The following is a 21655-nucleotide window of genomic DNA, read 5'->3' as shown; positions in this document are numbered from 1 at the left end:
AGTCAACGGTGAAGCTCACACTGCGCGTCTGGCGGCAGCAGGGTCCGCGGGACAAGGGCGGGCTGGTCGACTACCAGGTCGAAATCTCTTCCGACGCCTCATTTCTGGAGATGCTCGACGTCCTCAACGAGCGCCTGGTGCTCGAGGGCGGCGAGCCCATCGCCTTCGACCACGACTGCCGCGAGGGCATCTGCGGCATGTGCTCGCTGGTCATCGACGGCACCCCGCACGGCCCGGAGCGGGCGACCACCACCTGCCAGCTGCATATGCGGAAATTCACCGACGGCCAGACCATCACCGTAGAACCGTGGCGGGCCAAGGCGTTTCCGGTGGTGAAGGACCTGGTCGTCGACCGCTCGGCCTTCGACAAGATCATCCAGGCCGGCGGCTACATCACCGCGCCCACCGGCACCGCGCCCGATGCCCACGCGGTGCCGGTGCCCAAACCCGACGCCGACGCCGCCTTCCAAGCGGCCGAATGCATCGGCTGCGGTGCCTGCGTCGCCGCCTGCCCCAACGGTTCGGCGATGCTGTTCACCGCCGCCAAGGTCACCCACCTCGGGCTGCTGCCGCAGGGACAGCCCGAGCGGTACTCCCGCGTCGCCGACATGCTGCGCACCCACGACGAACTCGGCTTCGGCGGCTGCACCAACACCGGCGAATGCACCGTCGCCTGCCCGAAGGAGATCCCGCAGGACGTCATCGGACGACTGAACCGGGACCTGCTGCGCGCCGCCCGGTCCGGGCCGCGCTGATCCGAAAACCGTTGCGGCGGCTATCGGCTGATCCGGCGCGGGATCGTCGCCGCAGCGAGTTTGTCCGGGTTGCGGACGGCGTAGAAGTTGGTGATCTTCCCGTCGGCGATCTCGATGAGGAACACACCTTCCAGGCGCTCGCCGCGGTAGGCGACCATCGCGGGCGTGCTGTTGCAGTTGACGACCTCGATCCGCATATCCGAGGCCCGCCGCCGCTCGTAGAGCAGGTTCATCAGGACCGCGGCCACCTTTTCCGCACCCACCACCGGACGCCGCACCGCGGTCGCCTTGCCGCCGCTGTCGGCGGTCAACGTGACATCGGGGGCGAGCAGCGAGAGCAGTCCGGCCGCGTCGCCGGTGGTCGCCGCCGCCATGAACCGCTCGGTGATCCGCGCGATCCCGGCCGCGTCCACCGGCTCGAAACGTCTACGCCGCGCCCGCACGTGCGAGCGGGCGCGGTGCGCCACCTGACGAACCGTCATCACGGATTTGCCCACCGCCGCGGCGACCTCGTCGTAATCGAAACCGAACACCTCACGCAGCACGAACACCGCACGCTCGTCGGGGGTGAGGGTTTCCAGCAGCACCAGCATCGCCATCGACACCGATTCGGCGAGCACCAGATCCGCCGATGCGTCGCGTTCGTCGAGCAGCAGCGGTTCGGGCAGCCACGGGCCGATGTACTCCTCGCGGCGACGCGTACCCGCCCGTACCGCGTTGAGCGACTGACGGGTCACCAGCCGCGCCAGATACGACTTGCTGTCGCGCACCGTCGCCAAATCCACCTCCGCCCACCGCAGATAGCTGTCCTGCAGCACATCGTCGGATTCGGTTGCCGAGCCGAGGATTTCGTAGGCGATCGTGAACAGCAGCGGCCGCAGCAGGGTGAATCGCTCGGCATGCTCGTCGGACCTCATGCCGACACAGCCGCGGCGCGCCGCGCGGGACGCGGGCCGCCCTTCAACCAGATCAGCGAACCCGGTTTCCTGGCCTCGCGGCGGATCTTCCCCACCCCGATCTTGCAGGTCAGCTCCTTGATCCGGGCGCCGGCCCGCCCGCCGACGTAGAGGTTCACCGCCACATCGTCCTTGCGGGCCAGCTGCCGGATGCCGACGCGCCTGCCCAGGCTGACACATGTTCCGGTGAGGGCCAGGTCGAGCGCGGTGGGTTCGGTCCCGGCGATGTGCGCGAGCACGGTGTCGGCGGCCTGTGCACCGAGTGCACCGGCGCCCTGGCTGCACATCCGCAGCGGCTGATCCGACGGTGCGGCGGCATCGCCGGTCGCCACGATACGGTCGTCGTCGATGCTGGTCAGCGTCTCGTCGGTGCGCAGGCGGCCGAGCGGGTCGGTGCGCAGCCCGCTCTCGGCCGCCAACTCCGGCACACCGAAACCCGTGGTCCAGATGGTGAGTGCGCTCGGGCGCACCGCACCGTCGGCGAGGACGACCGCATCGGGCCGCACCTCGGCGACCGTGTTGTCCACGACGCGGACACCGTGACAGCCCAGCCACTTGGCGACGTAGCGGCGGCCGGGCGCACTCAGTGACGGCATCAGGCGTGCGCCGCACACCAGCGTGACCGCGCGTCCCTGTTCGGCCAGTTCGGCGGCCGTCTCGATACCGCTGGCGCCGCCGCCGACGACGGTGACCGGAGCATCGGGCGGCAACTCGTCCAGCCTGGCGCGCACCCGCCGCGCGGACTCGAATTCCGCGATGGGGATGGCGAATTCGGCCGCGCCGGGCACGGCCGGTATCGCCGCGGTGCTACCGACCGCGTAGATGACGTGGTCGTAGTCCAGCGCACCACCCGAGGCCAGCCGCACGACGCGGGCGGCGGTGTCGATGCGCGTGGCGGTGTCGACCACCAACCGGATGCCCGCGCCGAGCAGCGTGCCGTAATCGACCGTCGCGTCGCCGGTTCCGGCGACGAACTGGTGCAGCCGGACCCGATCGACGAACTCCGGGCGCGGATTCACCAGCGTGATGCCGACGTCGGTGCGCAGCCGCAGCCGGTTGGCCGCCAGCGTTCCGGCGTAACCGCCGCCGATGACGACCACCTTGTGCAGGGTGTCTTGTTCAGTCATGCCCTCGAGACACCGCGCACCGCCGAAACATGACACGATCCGCTGTGATGTGCATCACCCGAGGATGGGTGGTTATCCGGCGCGGACCGCCAAACTCGTTCTGCCACAAGCCTTCGCGAGACGGTCCACCGCGGCGTCCAGGCCGGGGCCCGGCAGCGGCGCACCGTCGAACATGCTGAGCAGCACCGTATCGTCCGACAGCTCCCAGGTGCCCGCGATGCGGCCACCGACCACCACCAGCGGGGAGATCCAGCCCGCGGCGCGGCTCACCTCGGCGCGGTGCCGGGTGGGCAGCAGATCGGCGTCGGCGGTGCCGGGACCCAGCACGTACTGGTCGAAGGCGCCCAGCAGATGCACCGAGTAATCCGGTGCGGTGGCGGCCAGCTCGTCGGCGTGCTCGCTGAGCAGATAGGCGGGTGTGCCCTCGACATCCACCGTGGTCAACCGGTCGCCCAGCGCCGAAAACCATCGGCGCACCGTGGTTTTCCGCAGCGCGCCGCGGGTCAGCCAGGCATCGAAGGCCTCCGGCGTCGCCGGGCCGTACGCGGCGAGATAGCCGGTGATCGCGATCGGCGCCGCCGCCTCCGGCTCCGGCAGCCCCGGCCAGTCCGGCAGCAGCCGCGCCGGGCTGGCGAAGGTCACCTTGCTGCCCTGCGCGGGCCCGTGACACAGCGCGCCCTGCCAGGCCAGGGGTTTCAGCAACGCACCCCACCCGGAGCGCAATTCGTCACCGAGCCTGCGGAACGCCGCGTCGGCGACCAGCGCACCGACTAGCTCCTCCCTGGTCAGCACCGCGCCGTCGGCCAGCACCCGCGTCACCGCATCGGTCAGCGCCGCGACCTCCGCCGGGCTCGCCCCGAAATTGCGCTGCCACACCGGTTTCTCCCAGGTGCGCGCGGAGGCGAGCAGTGAAAGCGCCGCCGCGCCGAACCGCGGCGTTACCGCGTGCAACGTGCCGCGCATCGCCCAGGTCTTCATCAACCGGCCCGACCGCAACGCCTCGCGCACCGCATTCGGCGTCACCGTCGCCGACCGCACCGCGACCGCCAGCTCGGCCGCCGAACTCACCTGGGCCTGCACCCCGCACAGCCGCTCGACGACGGCCACCGCCCCCGCCTGCGCCTGCGCCCCGACGAACTGCCGCCGCAACCGCCACGCCCACACCTGATCGCGGGTGACCCCCACCTTCGTCCCTCCCAATGTCCGTCAGCCGAATATCGTGCTGCAGAAGAATATTCCGAGCGCCACCTCGAGCAGACCACCCACCGTCACCGCGATCACCGCCAGCAGCGCGGTTCGGTTGGTGGCCAACCGGATCCGGCTCACCGGATCGGCCAACCGCTCGGCCCTGGCCAGCACCGCGGTGCCCGCCGCGCCGAGCGCACCCACCGGCACCGCGGCGCCGCCCGCGAACGCCAGCAGGCCACCCAGCAGCGATTCCGGGCCGTGTTCGCGGGCCGCCCTGTCATCGGCGCACATCTCCAGCAGCCGCCCGATCTGCGCCGCGCCCTCGGTGAACAGCCCGACCGGCAGCGCGGTGGCCAGCCCGCGCAGCACCGCCATCAGATACGGATGCTTACCGGTCAGGTGCGCGCGTTCGTGCGCGAGCACCGCGTTCAACTGCGGACCGGTCAACGCGTCGAGGGCCGCGCTGGTCACCACGATGGTGTCCGGGCGCCCGGCCACGCAATACGCTTGCCGCTCCGGCGAATCCAGCACCAGCGCCGCCACCCCCGGCACCCGGCGCCCGACGATGCGCACCGCCCGCCCGTGCGCGCGGGTGCTGCGCTGCAGCCGCAGCACCAGATGTCCGGCCCGCAACAGCACCCCGCCCGAACCCGCGGCCACCACCGCGGCCACCGCGAACGCGCTCACCTGCACCGCGGTGCCGCCGTGCACGTGCGCGGGCGCCGACAGCATCGCCAGACAGGCGCGCAGCGCGTCCACCGGGTGATCCCAGAACGCCGCGAATTCCACCACCAGCACCACCGTGGCCGCGACCCAGGCGCCGAGCGCGCCCGCGATCGCCACCAGCCACGCCAGCACCCCGAGCCGGGGTGCGCTGCCGCGGCGGGTGAGCCTGCGCAGCACCGGCGGCCCGAACACCGCGACGGCGCTGCCGTAACAGATCAGCGCGAACGCGAGCGTCACGGCGCCTCGGGGGTTTTGCGGGTGGTCAACCGGCGCAGCGCCGCGCGCAGACCCGCCGACTCCTCGGCGCTGATCCGGTCGACGAAGTGGCTCAGCACCAGATCCGAACGCCCGCCCGAACCGAGCGCCTCCAGCATCAGCCGGGCGCCGTGCTCCTCGCGGGTCATCGTCGGCCAGTACCGGTAGGCCTTGCCCGCGCGTTCCCGCGCCAGCCAGCCCTTGCGATGCAGGTTGTCCATCGTCGACATCACCGTGGTGTAGGCGATACCGCGTTCGGCGGCGAGCTCGTCGTATATCTCCCGGACCGTAGTCGTCTCCGCATCCCGATCCCAGATGCGATCCATGATGACCGCCTCCAGATCGCCGAATTCTCGCACCGTACCGCTCCCTCATCCTGCCGGAACACTGTCCGGCCAGCTTAACGGCCAGCCGATCGTTCTACGTAGTGGAAGCGTAGATTGTCCCGGCGAGTGGGTGGAACCCGGGATATCCGGCCGTGATATGGGCGTACCATCGCACCCCTGTCCGTCTCGTCTGGGAGGTGCGTGTGCCGCGGTTGGCCGATCACGAACAACGACGCCGGGAGATCACCGGCGCCGCGCGGCGCGTCATCGCCGCGGGCGGCCTGGAAACGGCCACCTTCCAAGCGGTCGCCGCCGAAGCCGGTGTCTCCGTGCGGCTGCTGCAGTATTACTTCGGCACCAAACGCGAACTGCTGCTGGCCACCCACCGTGCCGTACTCGACGACGCCGCAGGCAGATTCATGCGGCATCTGGCCGCACTCGGCGACGAACCCGAGCCGCGGGCCGCACTGCGCGTCATCATGCACGAACTGCTACCGCTCGACGAGGCGCGCCGCGCGAACTCGATCGTCCTGGCCAACTTCCACACCGCCGCCATCACCGGCCCGGACGTGGTGGCCGAAGACACCGTCGGCGGGGCCCGCCTGCTGGCCCGGGTGCTCGCCGAACATCTGCACCGCGCGGGCTGCCCCGACGCCGACCGCGACGGCGAACTGCTCGCCGTCGCGGTCTTCGGCCTCGGCCAAGGCATGCTCACCTACCTGCACACCCCCGACGAGGCGCGAGCCCTGCTCGACCATCTCCTCGAGCGCACCCTGGCCTCGGCCCGGTCACCGCGACGCAAAGCCGCCCGATGAGCGACGGCCACTGATCGGTCTCGGGGCCGGGGCGATTCGCGCGGCCCGGGTCAGAGCCCGAGGATGCCGAGCCCTGGAGCTATCACCGATTCGATGAGGCGCTCGCGCTGGGCGTCCTCGTCGGCGGTGGGAGCCGAATCGTCCGCGGGCACACCATGGCCCGCGACTATGCTGCCGAGGCCGTGCAAGGATCTGTTGTGCGTATCCCAGTACTCGGAGTGCGAGCCGAAGCCGATGGATCCGATGTCGGAATGGAAAACCTGTGCGCCGTAACCCTTCTGGGTGGGATCGGGGCCGAAGTCCTGATCAGCGGGTGGGCCGACAGTACCGCCGTAGGGACCGGGCACCGGCAGGCGGAGTCGCCGGTCCACCTCATCGAGAATGCCGCCGACGCCGTGGCCCCCGTATTGGCTGACCGGGTCGTTGTAGGCAGAGGTCGCGTAGACGTGGTTCGCGACCTGGTTGTGCGGAACACCCGTCAGATTGAGATCGCTCGCGTGTTGGACCGCGGTCCCCGGACTCCCGACGAAGACGACCGCGTCGGCGTCGAGGCTGTGCCCGTGCGAGGCGGCGTAGCCGATCACCGTTGTGCCGTAACTGTGCCCGACCACGGCGTTGTACGAGGGTGGGCCGTCGTGTGAAACCCGCAGACCGGTCTGGAACTTGTCGAGCGCGTCGGCCGCATTCTCGGCATAGGTCAGGTGGCTGGCGTCCGGGTAGGTTGGCGGCGTATCGTACCCGAACCACGCGATGCCGGATGGGTTGGCGGCGCCATTCTTTCGGGCCTGGTCGCGCATGCCCTCCACCCGCTCGTTCATATCGCCGGTCATACTGGACACTGTGGCCTTGGTGCCCGGCACATAGGTTGTGACGTGGTCGGCGGTGTCCGGATTGCCCGCCGCCACCGCGGCATGCGTCCGCTTGCCCGACTCGGTATCGAACAGCAGCAGATAGCGGTCCTGTTTGTCTTTGTCGGCGAGCAGCGCCGAGAGGGTGGTCAGATCGTCGAGCTTGTCCTTGTATTTCGGGTCACCGGCTTGCGCTCGGGACAATTGGTAGTCGAGGTTCATCCGGTTGTAGTGGTCGCGATCGGCGGCCGGCAGGCCGTCCAGGTTGCCGATGTTCTTGTCGTGCTGCCACAGCGCGTCCTTCTCCGCCGGGGTGAGCGTCTGCCAGAAGTCGTGCAGTTGCTTCGGATCCGTTGGCAACAGCGTCTTTTCGTCGAGGATGGACTGCACTCGCGGACCGATCGGCGCCTTGTCCGGCGACTTCTCGTAGCCGCGCAGCAGCCGCATATCGCTCGTGATGGCCTGTGCCGCTTTCCTTTCGGCGTCCCCGAACTTGGTGAGCAGCGCCTTGATCCGCGACTGTAGACCCGCGGCCCGTCCGTCGACGATCTGCTGCAGCAGCCGAAAGGTGGCGCTGTCCGGGCCGCCCTGCGGATATTTCGGGGCGGTGACATTACCGTTGTCGTCGTAGGTCATCCCCGCCTGCTTGACCTCGCGGTCGACGATATCCAGCAGCGACGTGCGATGCGTCAACAGTTCCGTGCCGAAGGCATTGGTGTGATCGATCAGCGAGACCACGGTCTCGCTCAGGTGGTTCGCCGAAAGTTCATGCGCGAGCGCGCGTTCCGCCGCCGCAGCGGCGCCCTTGCCCTGCCAGCTGTCCATGGCGGCGTCGACGTCGCGGGCCATCCCGCCCACCTCGCCGGTGAACTTGTCGTTCTTCGTCGTCAGATCCTGTGCGAAGTCGAGCATCGACTGTGGATTGCAGCCGCGCACATGGCTGATCGTTGTCATTAACCTCACCCGCGATCGAAAACCGTTACCCAGCAGCGATACTCGTCATCGATGACGGTCAGACCCCCGCGCCGCTGGAGTAGCGGCGCAGCTGATCGGTATTCGTCTTCTCCATGAACTCGTATGTTTTCAGGCCGTACTTGGCGGCCGTCGCCATCGCCTCGATGTTCTTGCCGATCAGGCCGTATGCCTTGTGCACCGCCCCGACGGCCTGATCACACGCCGACTGCACCGGCGAACCCGGCATGGTCACCCTCTTCGAAACGGTGATCCCGGCAATGGTCGTGGCATGCCCGGACAGTTCGTCGGTGAGACGGTACAAGGTCGCCAAGTCGAGTCCAACTATTTCGCCCACAACAGCCCCCGTCGATGATCAGGAATGTGGGCACAAAAGTAGCACCTCGAATGTCGTTGCAGCAGACTATGTTTCAGATATCGCCTAGCAGAAGTTAGCTATTGCCGAAGCAGGCGGACCGCTACGTCGGTGCGCCGAGTTCGACGAGTCCGCGCAACGCCCGCGGCAACGGGCCCTGGTGCAGCACGCCGAGGCGCTGTGTCGCGCGGGTGAGGGCGACATACAGTTCGGCGGCGCCGCGCGGCCCGTCGGCGAGGATCCGTTCCGGTTCCACCACCAGCACGGCGTCGTATTCGAGGCCCTTGGTCTGCGCCGCCGTCACCGCGCCCGGCACATCCGGCGGGCCGATCACCACGCTGGTTCCCTCGCGCCCGGCCTCGTCGCGGACGAATTCCTCGATAGCAGAGGGGATTTCGTCCGCGGCGACCCGCCTCGACCACGGCGGCACACCGCAGGCGCGCACCGACTCCGGCGGCCGGATCGCGGGCGCGAATTCGGCGAGCACCGCGGCGGCGACGGCCATGATCTCCGCCGGAGTTCGGTAGTTCACCGACAGCGACCGGTACACCCAGCGGCCCGGCACATACGGCGCCAGCATCTCGTCCCACGAGGTCGCGCCGGCGGCCGACCGGCGCTGGGCCAGATCGCCGACCACCGTGAAAGACCGGCTCGGGCAGCGCCGCATCAGCACCCGCCAATCCATTTCGGACAGTTCCTGCGCCTCGTCCACCACCACATGCCGGTAGGTCCACTCCCGATCCGCGGCGGCGCGCTCGGCCAGTTCACGGGTGTCGCGCTCGAGGAAACGCTCCGCCAGATCCTCGGCGTACAGCAGGTCCTCGGCCATCAGATGGTCCTCGTCGTCCATCATGTCCTCGCGGCCGATCATCAGATCCAGCACGCCGGCCGCGTACTCGGCCGCCGCCCGGCGCTCCCGCTCGGCGGAGTCGTCGGCCGGTTTGTCGCGGCCGAGCAGATCGACCAACTCGTCGAGCAGCGGCACATCCGATACCGTCCAGGCCGCGCCGTCGGTGCGGGCGAGCGCCATATCCGCACCCGCCGCCCGCAGCCGATCGGGCGACACATACAGCTCGGCCAGCAGTTCTTCTGGCGTCAAGATCGGCCACAGTTCGTCGAGCGCGGCGGCGAACGCGGCGTTCTCGGCGAGTTCGGCCAGCACGTCCACCCGCAGCGCCGCCCACGCCTCCCGGTCGTCCCTGGTCAGCCAGCCCCGGCCGATCCGGGCGACCGCCCGCTCGCCGAGCACATAGGTGACGATCTCGGTGAACACCGCCCGCGCCTCGTTGTGCGGCAAACCGCTCGCCCGGGCCTCCGCCCTGGCCCACTCCGCGCTCTCGGCGTCGATGCGCACCGTGACGTCGTCCAGCTCGATCGGCAGCGGTTGCGCGGGTAGCCGCTGCCGATCGGCGATCGCCGCCGCCAGCACATCCAGGATCCGCAACGAGCCCTTGATCCGCGCGGCCGCCGGCGCGTCCTCGGCGGTGACCCGCAGGCCCGGCAGCAGATCACCGGTGGTCATGAACACCACGTTGGTCTCCCCCAGCGACGGCAGCACCCGCGAAATATGGTTCAGGAACGCCGGATTCGGCCCGACAACCAGTACGCCGCCGCGTTCCATCCGCTCGCGCCGCGTGTAGAGCAGATAGGCGACACGGTGCAGCGCGACCACGGTCTTACCCGTACCGGGACCGCCCTCGATCACCACCACACCCGGATGCTCCAGCCGGATGATCTCGTCCTGCTCGGCCTGGATCGTCGCGACGATATCGCGCATCCCGGCGCCCCGCGGCGCGTTCACCGCCGCGAGCAGCGCCGCATCTCCCCGCTCGCCGCCGCCGGGACGGCCGAGAACCTCATCGGTGAAATCGACCACCCGACGCCCCCGGGTGAGAAACTGCCGCCGCCTGCGCATGTTCTCCGGGTTCGCGGCGGTCGCCACATAGAACGGCCGCGCCGCGGGCGCCCGCCAATCGAGCAGCAGCGGTTCGAATTCATCGTCCTCGTCGAAAATGCCGATGCGGCCGATATACAGATGGTCGCCCGAAAGCGTGTCCAACCGGCCGAAACACAGACCGTTATCGGCCACGTCCAGCCGCTTGGCCTCCTTCGCCAGCGCGCGCACCTCGAAATCCCGTTCCATCGGCGTACCGCCCGTGCCCCGCAGCGCCGCGGTGTACCTGCCCTTCACCCGTGCGCGTTCGGCGTCCAGCCGCGCGTAGAGCCCGGCCACATAGTCGCGCTCGGAACGCAATTCGTCCTCGTACCCGTCGACCGACACGTACCCCTCCTTCTGTTGGCTCGACGATCCCGCCCCATCCGTCGACGACGGCACCCGCATACCCAACTCCCATATCCGCTTCGGCTTCGGCCAGCGATTGTGCGGTACGAACCGGGTCTTGCCGCAAGCCCCCGGGTGCGGTATAGGTTTAAATAGAGGGAATTCGTGCGGGTTGTTGTGCTGCGCGTCGAGCGTCTTCTTATCCCCGATAAACAGTGTGCCGCGCACCCGGACCTTTCGGCATCCGCCAATGTGATTCACCGATGTGTCGCGGCGACCTTCAGCGATGACGTTCCGTCAGAACACATCCCAAATTTCGCCGATACTCCACACGCTCGGCACCAGCCGCCGGACCGATACACCAGAACACATCCCGGATGTCTCGCCGATGTTCCACGCGCTCGGCGCGAGCCACCGGGACCGATACACCCCGAGTTCCGCAGCGTCCCAACGCTTTCGGGTAACCACCACGCCGGTTCCGATGCGGCGCAGGTCGAGCGCGCCCACCGGCTTGACCATGACGCAGGGGCAATCCTCCACCATGGTCGATGTGACCACGAAAACCGATACCGGAACGCCCGGCGACAAGACGATGCGGCAGTTCACGATTCACCACGACGGCGTCACCATCCCGGTGACACGCGGCGGCATCGGCAGGCCGCTGGTGCTGTGCCCCGGACTGTTCACGACCCAGGCCGACCTGGCCGAACTGATCGAACTGCTGCGGCGCGATTTCGAGGTGATCGGCTTCGACCTGCGCGGCCACGGCCGCAGCTCGGCCGGTGACCGATACACCTTCGAGGCATTCCTCGGTGATCTCGGCGCGGTGCTGACGCGGCTCAACCGCGACCTGCCCGCGCCGCCGCTGCTCGCCGGCCACTCGCTGGGCGCCGACCTCATCGTGCACTACGCCGCCGAAAACCCCGCGAGCGCAGCGGAACTCGTCCTCATCGACGGGGCGAATCCGGTGCCCGAACCATTCATCACCGCAGCCGATCTGCCGGAATTCCGTGCGATGGCGCAGCAGCTGTGCCGCGCCGCCGAACCGACCGCGGGCACACCGCATCAGGTGCTGCTCACCGCCGAACAGTTCGTGGACCTGAACCTGGAGATCGATACGGTCCGTTCCGGCATCCTCGACCGATACCGCCGCATCGACCGGCCGATCAGCATGATCATGTCCACCTCGATGGCCGGTGCAGGCGACGACCGAGAAACGGTGTGGCGCAACGGGAACTGGCGGGCCGGCGTCGAACGACTCGTCCGCGAGCGGCCGGATATCCGCACGTTCTGGCTCGACGCCGGGCACGGCCTGCTGGTCACCCACGCCACCGACATCGCCCGGATCATCCGGACCGTATCGTGACGACCGGTTCGACACTGACCATCGGCGAACTCGCCGCATACGCCGGGGTGACGGTGCGTGCGGTGCGGCACTACCACGCGAAAGGCCTACTGCCGGAGCCGGAACGCGACCACTGCGGGTATCGCCGATACGACGCGGCCGCCGTGCTCGAGCTGATCAAGATCCGGACCCTCGCCGCGGCCGGTGTCCCACTGGCCCGGGTGCGGGAGCTGCTACAGGCCGACGCGGACGAATTCGCCGCTGCCGCAGCCGATATCGACAAACGCCTGCGAATGGAGATCCGGCAGCGGCAGCGGCACCGCGAGCGGATCGCCCGCCTCGTCGCCGGAGACGGCCTGGCGCTGCCGCCGGAGGTGGTCGAATTCCTCGACCACCTCCGGGCGCTCGGAATCGACGAACGCGTCGTCGGCATCGAACGCGACGGCTGGATCCCGCTGGCCGCGCACGCACCCCACCGAATCCCGGAATGGTTGGCGCGCAAGCGAGTACAGATCGCGGACCCGCGACTCGTCGACTTCTATCGCACCCTGGGCCGGGTGCTGGACGGAACCGTCGACGATGCGAGCCTCGTCGAGTTGGCCGACACCATGGCCGGCTACCTCACCCAGCTCGCCGACGAGCACGGCGACGACTACGTCGGCGACGCCGACCTCGAACCGCTGTTCGCCGAACTGCTCGACGCACAGGCCTTCGACGCCGCACCCCCGGCCCGCAGACTCATCGAACTGCTCCGGCAACGCGGCTGGACCGGCTGGACCAATCTCGAACGCGTTCAGGTCGCGCCGAACCACCTCGACAGCCGTTCGAACAGCTCCGGCTGATCGTCACCGACCCACGCGATATGACCGTCGGGGCGCAGCAGGACCGCGGGGACATCCAGTTCCTCGGTGCTGTCGACGACGTGATCGACCCGGTCGGCCCAGCCCGCCACCGAAAGCAGGCCGGTCCGGTCCAGCAGCAGTCCGCGGCCGTCGCGCATCAGCTCGTAGAGGCGGCCCCGCTTCAACACCACATCGCGCATATGCCTGCCGACCAGGTCGTGGTCGTCGCCGAGGTCGTAGCGCACCCCGATCGCGGTGATCTGCTCGGTCAATCGGCGGCTCACCTCCGGGATGTCCATCAGCTCCGACAGCAGCCTGCGCACCGCCCGCGCGCCCGGTTCGAGCGACATCAGCTCGATCTGCGCGCGGGTGTTGTCCAGCACGTCGGCGGCCACCGGATGGCGTTCGGTGTGATAGGTGTCCAGCAGCCCGGCGGGCGCCCGGCCACCGACCTCGGCGGCCAGCTTCCAGCCCAGGTTGAACGCGTCCTGGATCCCGAGGTTGAGCCCCTGCCCGCCCACCGGCGGATGGATATGCGCCGCGTCACCGGCCAGCAGCACCCGCCCGACCCGGTAGCGTTCGGCCTGCCGGGTCGCATCGCCGAAGCGGGACAGCCAACGCGGCGAGTGCGCGCCGAAGTCGGTGCCCGCGGTCGCCCGCAGCTGTTGTTTGAGTTCGTCCAAAGTCGGTGGGACCCTTGGATTCTCGGAAACCCCGGCGGCGGGCACGACCACGCGGTAGCCGCCGTCGGCGAGCGGACCCGCACCGAACCGCAGCTGAGTCCGGCGCACCTCGGCCATCACCGCGCGCACCGTTTCCGGCGCCGCGTCCAGCTCCACCTCGGCCAGCAGCGTCTCCACCCTGGTCGGCTCGCCCGGAAAACCGACGCCCAGCAGTTTGCGCACCGTGCTGCGGCCGCCGTCGCAGCCGACGAGATAGCGCGAGCGCATCCGGGTGCCGTCGGCCAGGTCGGCGGTGACGCCGCGCTCGTCCTGGCTCAGCCCGACCAGTTCACGGCCGCGGCGGATCTCCACCCCGAGTTCGACGGCGTGCTCGGTCAACAAGCGGTCGGTGACCGGTTGCGGGATACCGAGCACGTATGGATGCGCGGTATCCAACCCCTCCGGCACGGGCTTGGCGATTCCGGCGAAGGAACTGCCCACCGGGTACCGCTGCCCGAGCGCGAGGAACCGATCCAGCAGACCGCGCTGATCCAGGATCTCGATGCTGCGCGCGTGCAGGCCGAGCGCGCGGACAACCTTCGTCGGCTCCGCGTCCCGCTCCAGCACCAGCACGTCGACGCCCTGTAACCGCAACTCGCCGGCCAACATCACCCCGGTCGGTCCGGCACCGACGACGATCACATCAATCATCACAACCTCAACTTCCCGACCCGGCGGGACGACCCCGAGTTATGGTCTCGGCCAGCGATTCTGCGGCACCACCCCGGCCTTGCCGCAAGCCCCGGGGTCCGCTATAGATTGAAGGTGGAAGGGGCGATGCATTCCCTTTTTCGCTGCTCTGCGATCGGCTGACAAACTTACAGCAAATCCCGCTTCTCGGGTGCGTGGCGAAATGGCTTGCACCGCAACGTTTTTCCGGCTTCCGCGCGCGTTCCGCCTCGACGCCGCACATGGTTCCCCGAGTCGCCGGTGCGCGGAACAACGGCCACGCTGCCGCTCAGGTGTCCTCGATCATGGCCCATCGGCGCGCCAGCCGGCGGCAGGCCTCGACCAGCTCTGGCGGGTGCAGGTCGGTGAGTTCGGTGTCGAACGTGCCGAGAATGCCCGCGATACCCGCCCAGGACCAGGCGCCGAGAGTCAGCCGACAGTGCTCGGCGTCCAGATATTCCACGACGGAGCCGCCCGGCGCCCAACGGGCCACGATATGAGCGGGCAGGCCGAGCCGGGCGGTGCCGGTGCACGGCCAGGGAGCCGGTGTGTCACCGCGGTTGTGGGTGCTCATCACGAACTGGGCGAGGTCGTCGCCGGGCAGCGGGCGAGGACCGAAAAGCTGCGTGGTGGGGCGGGCGTGCAATCGATCGACGCGCCGCACCCACCACTCGCCGTCGGTGCGGTCGTAGCCGACCAGATACCACCGCGCGGCCCAGACGACCAGGTGATGCGGCTCGACCCGATGTGCGGGCAGGAAGTCGGGATCTCCGGGTTCGGGGCGGGTGCCGTCGGGACGCAACGTCTCGACGGCGAGTAGGTGACGGCGGCGCACCGCCGTGCCGACCACGGTCAGCGCGGCCGGATCGATGGGCGGCGCGGGGAACTCCCAGTAGTTCCGCAACCGGGTCAGGCGCAGGGATTCCATCGATGCCCGCAGGGCGGGCGGCATCACCTGGTGCAGCGTGGCCAGCGCCCGCGCCGCGTCGTCCCCGAGCCCGAATACCGTGCTCGGCGCGGTCTGCAGGGCCACCGCGACCGCGAGAGCCTGGTCGTTGTCGAACAGCAGCGGCGGCAGGGTGCGCCCGGCGCCGAGCCGATAGCCGCCGTCGGGGCCGTGCACGGTGGTGATCGGGTAGTCGAGCAGGCGCAGGGTTTCGATATCGCGGCGGACGGTGCGTTCGCTGGCGCCGAGCCGGGTGGCCAGCTCGCGCAGCGGCCAGCACCGTCCCGATCCCAGCAGCGACAGCAGTCGCAACGCCCGGTGTGCGGTATTCGCCATCGTCCCATCATGACCGGGTAGTGGCCACTCGATGTCCACTACCGGTGCCAAGGTTGCCTCGTTCAGCAAATGACGGAAAGGGCGGTCGGTATGCGGGTGGTCGTGGTCGGTGGCGGAATCGGCGGGCTTGCACTGGGTGCGGGATTGCGGCGCCGGGGATTCGATGTCGCGGTATTCGACCGGGACACCGATGTGGCGGCGACGGGTGGCTACCACATCACCCTGGACGAGCGGGCGCAGACCGCGCTGAACGAACTGGTGGAACCGGCAATCATGCGGCGGCTGCTGGCATCTGGTTCGGCGCTGCGGCTGCGCGAGCGCGACGCGTTCTGGGACCGCCGTGGTCGGCTGCTCGGTCACGGGCCGGATCTGCGCGGCAGCGGCAGCGTCGACGTCGACCGGATCACCCTGCGGCTGCTGCTGGCCGAAGCCACGGGTGACGGCCTGCGCCTCGGTCGCCGCGTATCCGGCGTCGGATATGACGATCGCGGCGCACCCCGGGTACTGTTCGCCGACCGGGCGCCGGTGTCGGCGGATCTCGTGGTGGGTGCGGACGGCGCGCACTCGGTGGTGGCCCGCCACCTGGCGGGCGGCCCGACCAACAGCCCGGCGGGCATCATCGGGTTCTCCGGCCGCACCCTCCTCGGCGACCTCGGTCCCGGCGAGCGGCGGCGGCTGCGGCCACGATCGGGGACGGCGATTGGCCCGCGCGGGGCAGCGCTCTACATCGGCTTCCTCGACCCGGTCGGCAACGCCGCGCTCGACGCTCCGGAACTGCGGATGTCGGTCACCACCGGACCCACCTACATCTGGGGTGCTATGTTCCCCGAATCCGCGGCCACGGATTCCCTGCGTGACCTGCGCGGCGATGAGCTGCTGGCGGCACTGCTCGGCCGGTTCCGCACACGGGGCTGGGCCGAGCACACGCTCGAGGTCATCGCCAAGGCCGACCCGCACAGCGTGGCCGCGTTCCGCTTCAACGCCGCCTCCGCCCGCGCCGACGATCTCGCGCCCTGGCGCGCGGGCCGGATCACCGCGCTCGGCGACGCCGTGCACGCCACACCACCCACCGCCGGAATGGGCGCGGGCGCGGCCATCCGCGACGCCGCCAGCCTGCTCGAACACCTGCGCGCCGCCGACGACGGCACCACCACCCTCACCGACGCGGTGGCGCACTTCGAGGCGGGTATGCGTCGGCGCGGCAGCGAAGTCCTCACCCAGGCCATGCGAACCGTTCGATGGATCCTGGCCACCGACACCACATTCGGCGCCGCGGCCACCACCCTGGGCACCCCGATTCTGGCCGCGGCCGCCCGACTGCGTCACTGACGGGGGTGGGCAGCAACGCTTCCGCGACAACCAGCCCGCGTCGATCAACTGCTGCGCGAGGCCGTCCGCCTGGCGTAGGCCCGCCCGGAACGCCGACGGCCAGCTCGCCAGCACGTCCGGATCGGTTGCGGCCGTGTTGAATACGTCGATCGTGGCCACGTCCGGGCCGAATCGCATGACGGTATCGGTCAGCGTGGTCGCGAGTTCGGCATGAACCTGTTCGGGCGGGAAGCGATGCGCCATCGGCTCGACGACCAGAACGACGTCCGAGTCCGCGGCGAGGTCCGCGTTGGTGGGCGATCAAACCCGCCCTCCACGCCGCCCCCACCTAGAACAACCGAACGCCGAACGGTCCGACCGGACGTTCGACATCGGCTGTGGCACAGAACCCGCGCCGAGCATTCGGGTGGGTCGTTGGCCGCCAACCGATCTCACTAGCGTCCGGAACTACCGAACGTCGATTACGGCGGATACCGACCGCATACGCCGCAAACGGATTTCGAATCGACCACGGTGACACCTAGTGGCGGACCGAGTGCCGGTCGAGGAAATCCGCGATGAGCGGGGCGATTTCGGCGAGATGTGTTTCGAGCGCGAAATGTCCGGTGTCGAACAGGTGCAGTTCGGCATCGGGCAGGTCGGCGAGGTAGGCGTGGGCGCCGGGCGCGGGGAAGAAGGGGTCGTTCGCGCCCCAGACGATCAGGGTGGGCGGCGTGTGCTGCCGCAACCAGGACTGCCAGCTCGGATAGGCGGTGACGTTGGAGTGGTAGTCGAAGGCCAGCGCCAGCTGCGCATCGACGCGTCCCGGCAGGTCGAGATAGTGCTGATCCAGCGTCCAGCCGTCCGGTGACAACAGGGCGGTCTCGGTGACGCCGTGCTCGTACTGACCGCGGGTGCCGTCGAGGGTGAGCAGCCCGCGGATGGTGTCCTCGGCGCCATCCCGGCCGGGGCGCAGCGCGATGAATTCGCGTGCGCCATCGGATAATCCGGCCTCGTAGGCATTTCCGTTCTGCACCACCAGACCGGTGATCCGTTCCGGGTCGCGCGCCGCGAGCCGGAACCCGACCGGTGCGCCGAAGTCGAAGACGTACATGGCGAAGCGGGACAGTCCGAGCCGCCGCACGAAACCATCGACGACCTCGGCGAGACGGTCGAAGCTGTACTCGAAATCCGTTGGCGCGACCGTATTTCCGAAGCCCGGGTAATCGGGTGCGACGAGCCGGTATTCGGCGCCGAGCGCGTCGATGAGCCGACGGAACTGGTGTGAGGCGGACGGAAAACCGTGCAGCAGCAACAACACCGGCGCGTCCGGGCGCTCCGGCACCGACTCCCGGTAGAACACGTCGACGCCGTCGACGTCGACGCGACCGTACCGGACCCGAGGCAGCTCGACCATTTCTTCACATGCTTTCTTCAGAGGATGATGCATTAGTACTAGACCATCCTGTTCTAATGCGTCAACACATCGAGTTACCATTAGCTCGTGATTGATGCCGAACCGCTGATCGGTGAGCCGCTGGCCCTGGACCTGGTCAACACCCGATCCGCCGCCGGCGACCTACTGGAAACGCCCGCGCAACTGGCACATTGGCTGCGGTTGCAAACCGAGCGGATACCCGGAGCCACCGGCCGCCCGACCCGGGACGACCTGGCGTTGGTGCTGGCCGTGCGCGAGCACACCACCACCGCACTCGAAGCTCTACTGCACGCCCGCCGCCCGCCCGCCACCGCCTTACGCGGGCTCGACGAGGCCCGATCCGCCGCACCCGCCACCCCGCACCTGGAATGGAACGGCCGATCCGTCGTCTCCATCGTCCGCCGCAACGGATCACCCGGCGCCCGCCTCGCCGCCGTCCTCGCCGACGCCGCCGCCGACCTGTTGACCGACCCCCGCATCACCGAACTCAAGCGCTGCGCCGCCGCCGACTGCGTCCTACTATTCCTCCCCAACCACCCACGCAGACGATGGTGCTCACCCGACCGCTGCGGCAACCGAACCCGCGTCGCCCGCTACTACCAGCGCCACAAGCCCCCTCCGAATTCCTAGCGGACCGGTGGATCCAATGCGACTGCGCCACAAACGTGTTGGCGCAGTTCACCGGACAAGTGTCCCGAACCGGTGCGGCCGTCGGTGAGTCTCTTCTGAAAGGGCCGGGCCCGGCGTGCTTTTCACACGCCGGGCATCAGGATCGGTTCGGTCGGCCGTCGACTTCGGCTGCGACACGGCGGACACGGTCGGTGTCACGGATGACGTCGATCCTGACGATCCTGTCGCCTGCGACAGTGAACACCATCACCGCAAACGGCTGCTCGTCGCGGATGCTGAGAGCACCGATCGCCCCATTGACCACCAGATGACGCAACCGGCCGCCCTGCGGAACCCGCACTTGTTCAGCCACAGCCGTCGGACCGGTGACAACACTCGCGGGACGGCCGACGCCGTAGTCGGTCCGCAGCACGATGTCGGGGTCGAGAACTCGAAGCAGGGCGTTGAGATCGGCATCGCGGGCGGCCGCATAGAACGCATCGACGACCCTCCGTTGCCGGGCCAGATCCGGATCAGGTCGCCGAACCTCGGCTCCGTTGACGCGCCGCCGCGCACGGCTGGCGAGCTGCCGCGTGGCCGCCGGAGTGCGCCCGACGATGTCGGCGATATCGGCGAAAGGCAGGTCGAACATGTCGTGCAGTACGAACGCCACCCGCTCGGCCGGAGCGAGCCGCTCGAGCACCAGCAACAGCGCCACTCCCACCGTGTCGGCGAGCATCATCTCCTGTTCAGGATCGAGCCCTGCGTCGCAGACGAGCAGTTCCGGCAATTGGGTATCGAACGGAACTTCGCGGCGCTGTCGACGAGATCGCAACTGGTGCAAGCACTCCCGCGCAACTACGGTGGTCAACCACCCGCCGAGGTTGTCGATCTCGGCAGGGCCGGTCCGGCTCAACCGCAGCCACGCATCCTGTACCGCGTCCTCGGCTTGGTCCATCGAGCCCAGCATCCGATACGCCACGGCACGCAATCGGGGACGTTCCTTCTCGAAGCACTCTGCGAGCCACTGGGTCTCGTCCATCCGCCACACCCTCCGATCGTCACAACTCACCCACATGAGCCGCCGTCTCGCACGGATGTGACAGCAACCGAGAACGTCGCGCTCGCCGCGAACCAGCGCGGTGTACAGCGGCGGGCGGCTTGGCGTTTCGAAACAGGCTGTCACATGTGCGGGACGTGGCGGCTCATACGGCGGTGCGGGTAACGCACTCGATCTGATCATGAAACGGAGCACCTCGTATGACCGAGACCATCACCCCGGGCCGGAAATGGGGCACGGTCGCCATCGCCTGCCTGGCCATGCTGCTGATCGCGCTGGACATGACCGTGCTCCACCTGGCCGTACCCAAACTGACCGAAGCCCTCGAACCCACAGCGACCCAGTTCCTGTGGATCGTCGACATCTACGGCTTCCTACTGGCCGGGTTCCTCATCACGATGGGCAACCTCGGCGACCGGATCGGCCGCAAAAAGCTCCTGCTGATCGGAGCGACCGGCTTCGGCCTCGCCTCGGTGGCCATCGCATTCGCCCCCAACCCGGCATGGCTGATCGCGGCGCGAGCACTGCTCGGCATCGCGGGCGCCACCTTCATGCCCTCCACACTGTCACTGATCCGCAACGTGTTCGACGACCCGAAGGAACGCACCGCCGCGATCGGCATCTACAGCAGTGTCGGTCTCATCGGGTACATCGTCGGCCCACTGGTCGGCGGTGCACTGCTGTCCAACTTCTGGTGGGGCTCGGTATTTCTGATCAACGTGCCGGTGGTCGCAGTAATCGTCGCGGTCGGCATCGCCGTGGTACCCGAGTCACGAAATCCGGCACCGGGCAAGCTGGATCCGGCAAGCGTGCTGCTGTCGATCATCGGTGTACTCGGCATCGTCTACGCGATCACCGAAGTATCCGACAAGGGGATCGACCACCTCGATATCACCGCGGCCGCAGTACTGGGCATCGTCGGCCTGGCGTTGTTCCTCTACCGGCAGACCAGGCTCGCCACACCGCTCATCGACACCGGCCTGTTCCGGCAACGCGCCTACTCCGCGACCATCGTTGCGACGGTGGTCACCATGTTCGCCAGCCTGTCGGTGTCGCTCCTGCTCGCCCAGTACCTGCAGCTCGTCACCGGCTGGTCACCACTGAAGGCCGGATTGGCCCAACTGCCCGGATTGCCGGCCCTGGTGGCGGGTCCCATGTTGGTCGCGCCACTCGTCGCCCGACTCGGTCGCGCCACCACGGTCGCCATCGGATTAACCCTGCTCACCGCCGGTTTCGTGCTCTATGCCCAGGTCGATGTGCACGTCAACTATCCATACCTGCTCCTGCCGATGTTCGTCTTCGGGACGGGACTGCCGATGACACTGGTCGTATGCACGGACACCGTGCTCGCGACCGTCCCGAAAACGCAGGCCGGCGCGGCCTCCGGGATCGCCTCGACCGCGCAAGAACTGGGCGGCGCACTCGGCATAGCCGTGATCGGCACCCTGCTCAGCGTCGTCTACCGCGCCGACCTCACGCTGCCCAGCGATCTGCCCGCCGGGGCCGAGAGGCCGATCCGCGACAACCTCGGCGCCGCACTCGGCACCGCCGCGCAACTTCCGCCCGAGGTCGGTCGCCCGGTCATCGACAGTGCCAGACAGGCATTCGTCGACGGCATCCACGTGACCATGTACTGGAGCGCAGGCGTGATCGCCGTACTCGCGCTGAGCATGCTGTATCTGCTGCGCGACGTGCCCAAGGTAATCGAAGGCACAGAGGAACAGGGAGAGCACCCGGCGGTCGAATCCCCTCCTGCTGCGGTCTGACCTGAGCCGC

Annotated in this window: 20 protein-coding genes; 7 read left to right on the top strand and 13 right to left on the bottom strand. The window is 68.8% G+C overall.

Annotation, left to right across the window (positions count from 1 at the left end; all coding sequences use genetic code 11):
* The first annotated feature begins 8 nt into the window (after positions 1-8).
* On the top strand, positions 9-755 hold the full coding sequence (locus LGY53_RS32900; protein WP_225730594.1) for a succinate dehydrogenase/fumarate reductase iron-sulfur subunit: 747 nt from the start codon (positions 9-11) through the stop codon (positions 753-755).
* A gap of 20 nt (positions 756-775) precedes the next feature.
* Here LGY53_RS32900 and sigJ read toward each other — a convergent pair whose 3' ends face one another.
* The 5 genes from sigJ to LGY53_RS32875 all read right to left on the bottom strand — a co-directional run bounded on the left by sigJ (position 776) and on the right by LGY53_RS32875 (position 5366).
* Complete coding sequence (gene sigJ / locus LGY53_RS32895) at positions 776-1672, bottom strand: RNA polymerase sigma factor SigJ (RefSeq protein ID WP_225730593.1); 897 nt, start codon at positions 1670-1672, stop codon at positions 776-778.
* Positions 1669-2838: an NAD(P)/FAD-dependent oxidoreductase gene (locus LGY53_RS32890; protein ID WP_225730592.1), complete on the bottom strand. Its 1170-nt coding sequence runs from the start codon at positions 2836-2838 to the stop codon at positions 1669-1671. Before LGY53_RS32890 ends, sigJ begins: the two co-directional genes overlap by 4 nt.
* A gap of 72 nt (positions 2839-2910) precedes the next feature.
* Entirely contained in the window at positions 2911-4023 is a 1113-nt protein-coding gene (locus LGY53_RS32885) for a winged helix DNA-binding domain-containing protein (protein WP_225730591.1), read from the bottom strand.
* A 21-nt stretch (positions 4024-4044) separates the two neighbouring features.
* Positions 4045-4989 carry a M56 family metallopeptidase gene (locus LGY53_RS32880; RefSeq protein ID WP_225730590.1) on the bottom strand — a complete coding sequence of 315 codons (945 nt, stop codon included), beginning with the start codon at positions 4987-4989 and terminating at the stop codon, positions 4045-4047.
* On the bottom strand, positions 4986-5366 hold the full coding sequence (locus LGY53_RS32875) for a BlaI/MecI/CopY family transcriptional regulator (RefSeq protein WP_225730589.1): 381 nt from the start codon (positions 5364-5366) through the stop codon (positions 4986-4988). The genes LGY53_RS32880 and LGY53_RS32875 overlap by 4 nt, the downstream gene beginning before the upstream one ends.
* Before the next feature lie 164 nt (positions 5367-5530).
* Here LGY53_RS32875 and LGY53_RS32870 point away from each other — a divergent pair, with 164 nt between their 5' ends.
* Positions 5531-6148: a TetR/AcrR family transcriptional regulator gene (locus tag LGY53_RS32870; RefSeq protein ID WP_225730588.1), complete on the top strand. Its 618-nt coding sequence runs from the start codon at positions 5531-5533 to the stop codon at positions 6146-6148.
* Positions 6149-6198: 50 nt separating this feature from the next.
* Here the strand turns inward: LGY53_RS32870 and LGY53_RS32865 are convergent, their stop codons facing one another.
* The 4 genes from LGY53_RS32865 to LGY53_RS32850 all read right to left on the bottom strand — a co-directional run bounded on the left by LGY53_RS32865 (position 6199) and on the right by LGY53_RS32850 (position 11123).
* A complete protein-coding gene (locus LGY53_RS32865) occupies positions 6199-7950 on the bottom strand; it encodes an alpha/beta hydrolase (RefSeq protein WP_225730587.1) in 1752 nt (583 codons plus the stop codon).
* 58 nt (positions 7951-8008) lie between these two features.
* On the bottom strand, positions 8009-8281 hold the full coding sequence (locus tag LGY53_RS32860) for a hypothetical protein (protein WP_225730586.1): 273 nt from the start codon (positions 8279-8281) through the stop codon (positions 8009-8011).
* Positions 8282-8426: 145 nt separating this feature from the next.
* Positions 8427-10604 (bottom strand): RNA polymerase recycling motor ATPase HelR, encoded by a 2178-nt coding sequence (helR, locus tag LGY53_RS32855; RefSeq protein ID WP_225730585.1) that lies wholly within the window; start codon positions 10602-10604, stop codon positions 8427-8429.
* A 297-nt stretch (positions 10605-10901) separates the two neighbouring features.
* Positions 10902-11123, bottom strand: a complete 222-nt coding sequence (locus LGY53_RS32850) for a hypothetical protein (protein WP_225730584.1) — start codon at positions 11121-11123, stop codon at positions 10902-10904.
* A 31-nt stretch (positions 11124-11154) separates the two neighbouring features.
* On the opposite strand from LGY53_RS32850, the gene LGY53_RS32845 reads away from it, so the two are divergent.
* Complete coding sequence (locus LGY53_RS32845; protein ID WP_225730583.1) at positions 11155-11970, top strand: alpha/beta fold hydrolase; 816 nt, start codon at positions 11155-11157, stop codon at positions 11968-11970.
* Complete coding sequence (locus tag LGY53_RS32840) at positions 11967-12791, top strand: MerR family transcriptional regulator (protein ID WP_225730582.1); 825 nt, start codon at positions 11967-11969, stop codon at positions 12789-12791. Before LGY53_RS32845 ends, LGY53_RS32840 begins: the two co-directional genes overlap by 4 nt.
* Here the strand turns inward: LGY53_RS32840 and rox are convergent.
* Together rox and LGY53_RS32830 are read right to left on the bottom strand one after the other, a co-directional pair.
* A complete protein-coding gene (gene rox / locus LGY53_RS32835; protein WP_225730677.1) occupies positions 12743-14164 on the bottom strand; it encodes a rifampin monooxygenase in 1422 nt (473 codons plus the stop codon). The two genes, LGY53_RS32840 and rox, sit on opposite strands and share 49 nt — an antisense overlap.
* 307 nt (positions 14165-14471) lie before the next feature.
* A complete protein-coding gene (locus LGY53_RS32830) occupies positions 14472-15464 on the bottom strand; it encodes a YafY family protein (RefSeq protein ID WP_225730581.1) in 993 nt (330 codons plus the stop codon).
* A 69-nt stretch (positions 15465-15533) separates the two neighbouring features.
* Here LGY53_RS32830 and LGY53_RS32825 point away from each other — a divergent pair, with 69 nt between their 5' ends.
* The gene (locus tag LGY53_RS32825) at positions 15534-16793 is read left to right on the top strand and encodes an NAD(P)/FAD-dependent oxidoreductase (RefSeq protein WP_225730580.1); all 1260 of its coding nucleotides are present in this window, start codon (positions 15534-15536) and stop codon (positions 16791-16793) included.
* A 520-nt stretch (positions 16794-17313) separates the two neighbouring features.
* Here the strand turns inward: LGY53_RS32825 and LGY53_RS32820 are convergent.
* Complete coding sequence (locus LGY53_RS32820; RefSeq protein WP_225730579.1) at positions 17314-18189, bottom strand: alpha/beta fold hydrolase; 876 nt, start codon at positions 18187-18189, stop codon at positions 17314-17316.
* 87 nt (positions 18190-18276) lie between these two features.
* Here LGY53_RS32820 and LGY53_RS32815 point away from each other — a divergent pair, with 87 nt between their 5' ends.
* Entirely contained in the window at positions 18277-18840 is a 564-nt protein-coding gene (locus LGY53_RS32815; RefSeq protein WP_225730578.1) for an ABATE domain-containing protein, read from the top strand.
* 136 nt (positions 18841-18976) lie between these two features.
* Here LGY53_RS32815 and LGY53_RS32810 read toward each other — a convergent pair whose 3' ends face one another.
* Entirely contained in the window at positions 18977-19861 is an 885-nt protein-coding gene (locus tag LGY53_RS32810) for a sigma-70 family RNA polymerase sigma factor (protein ID WP_225730577.1), read from the bottom strand.
* A 218-nt stretch (positions 19862-20079) separates the two neighbouring features.
* On the opposite strand from LGY53_RS32810, the gene LGY53_RS32805 reads away from it, so the two are divergent.
* Entirely contained in the window at positions 20080-21645 is a 1566-nt protein-coding gene (locus LGY53_RS32805) for an MFS transporter (protein ID WP_225730576.1), read from the top strand.
* Positions 21646-21655 lie beyond the last annotated feature (10 nt).

The organism is Nocardia sp. JCM 34519.1 (assembly GCF_020361265.1).
In the GTDB taxonomy this organism is placed as follows: domain Bacteria; phylum Actinomycetota; class Actinomycetes; order Mycobacteriales; family Mycobacteriaceae; genus Nocardia; species Nocardia arthritidis_A.
This window is presented reverse-complemented; position numbering and strand designations above follow the sequence as displayed.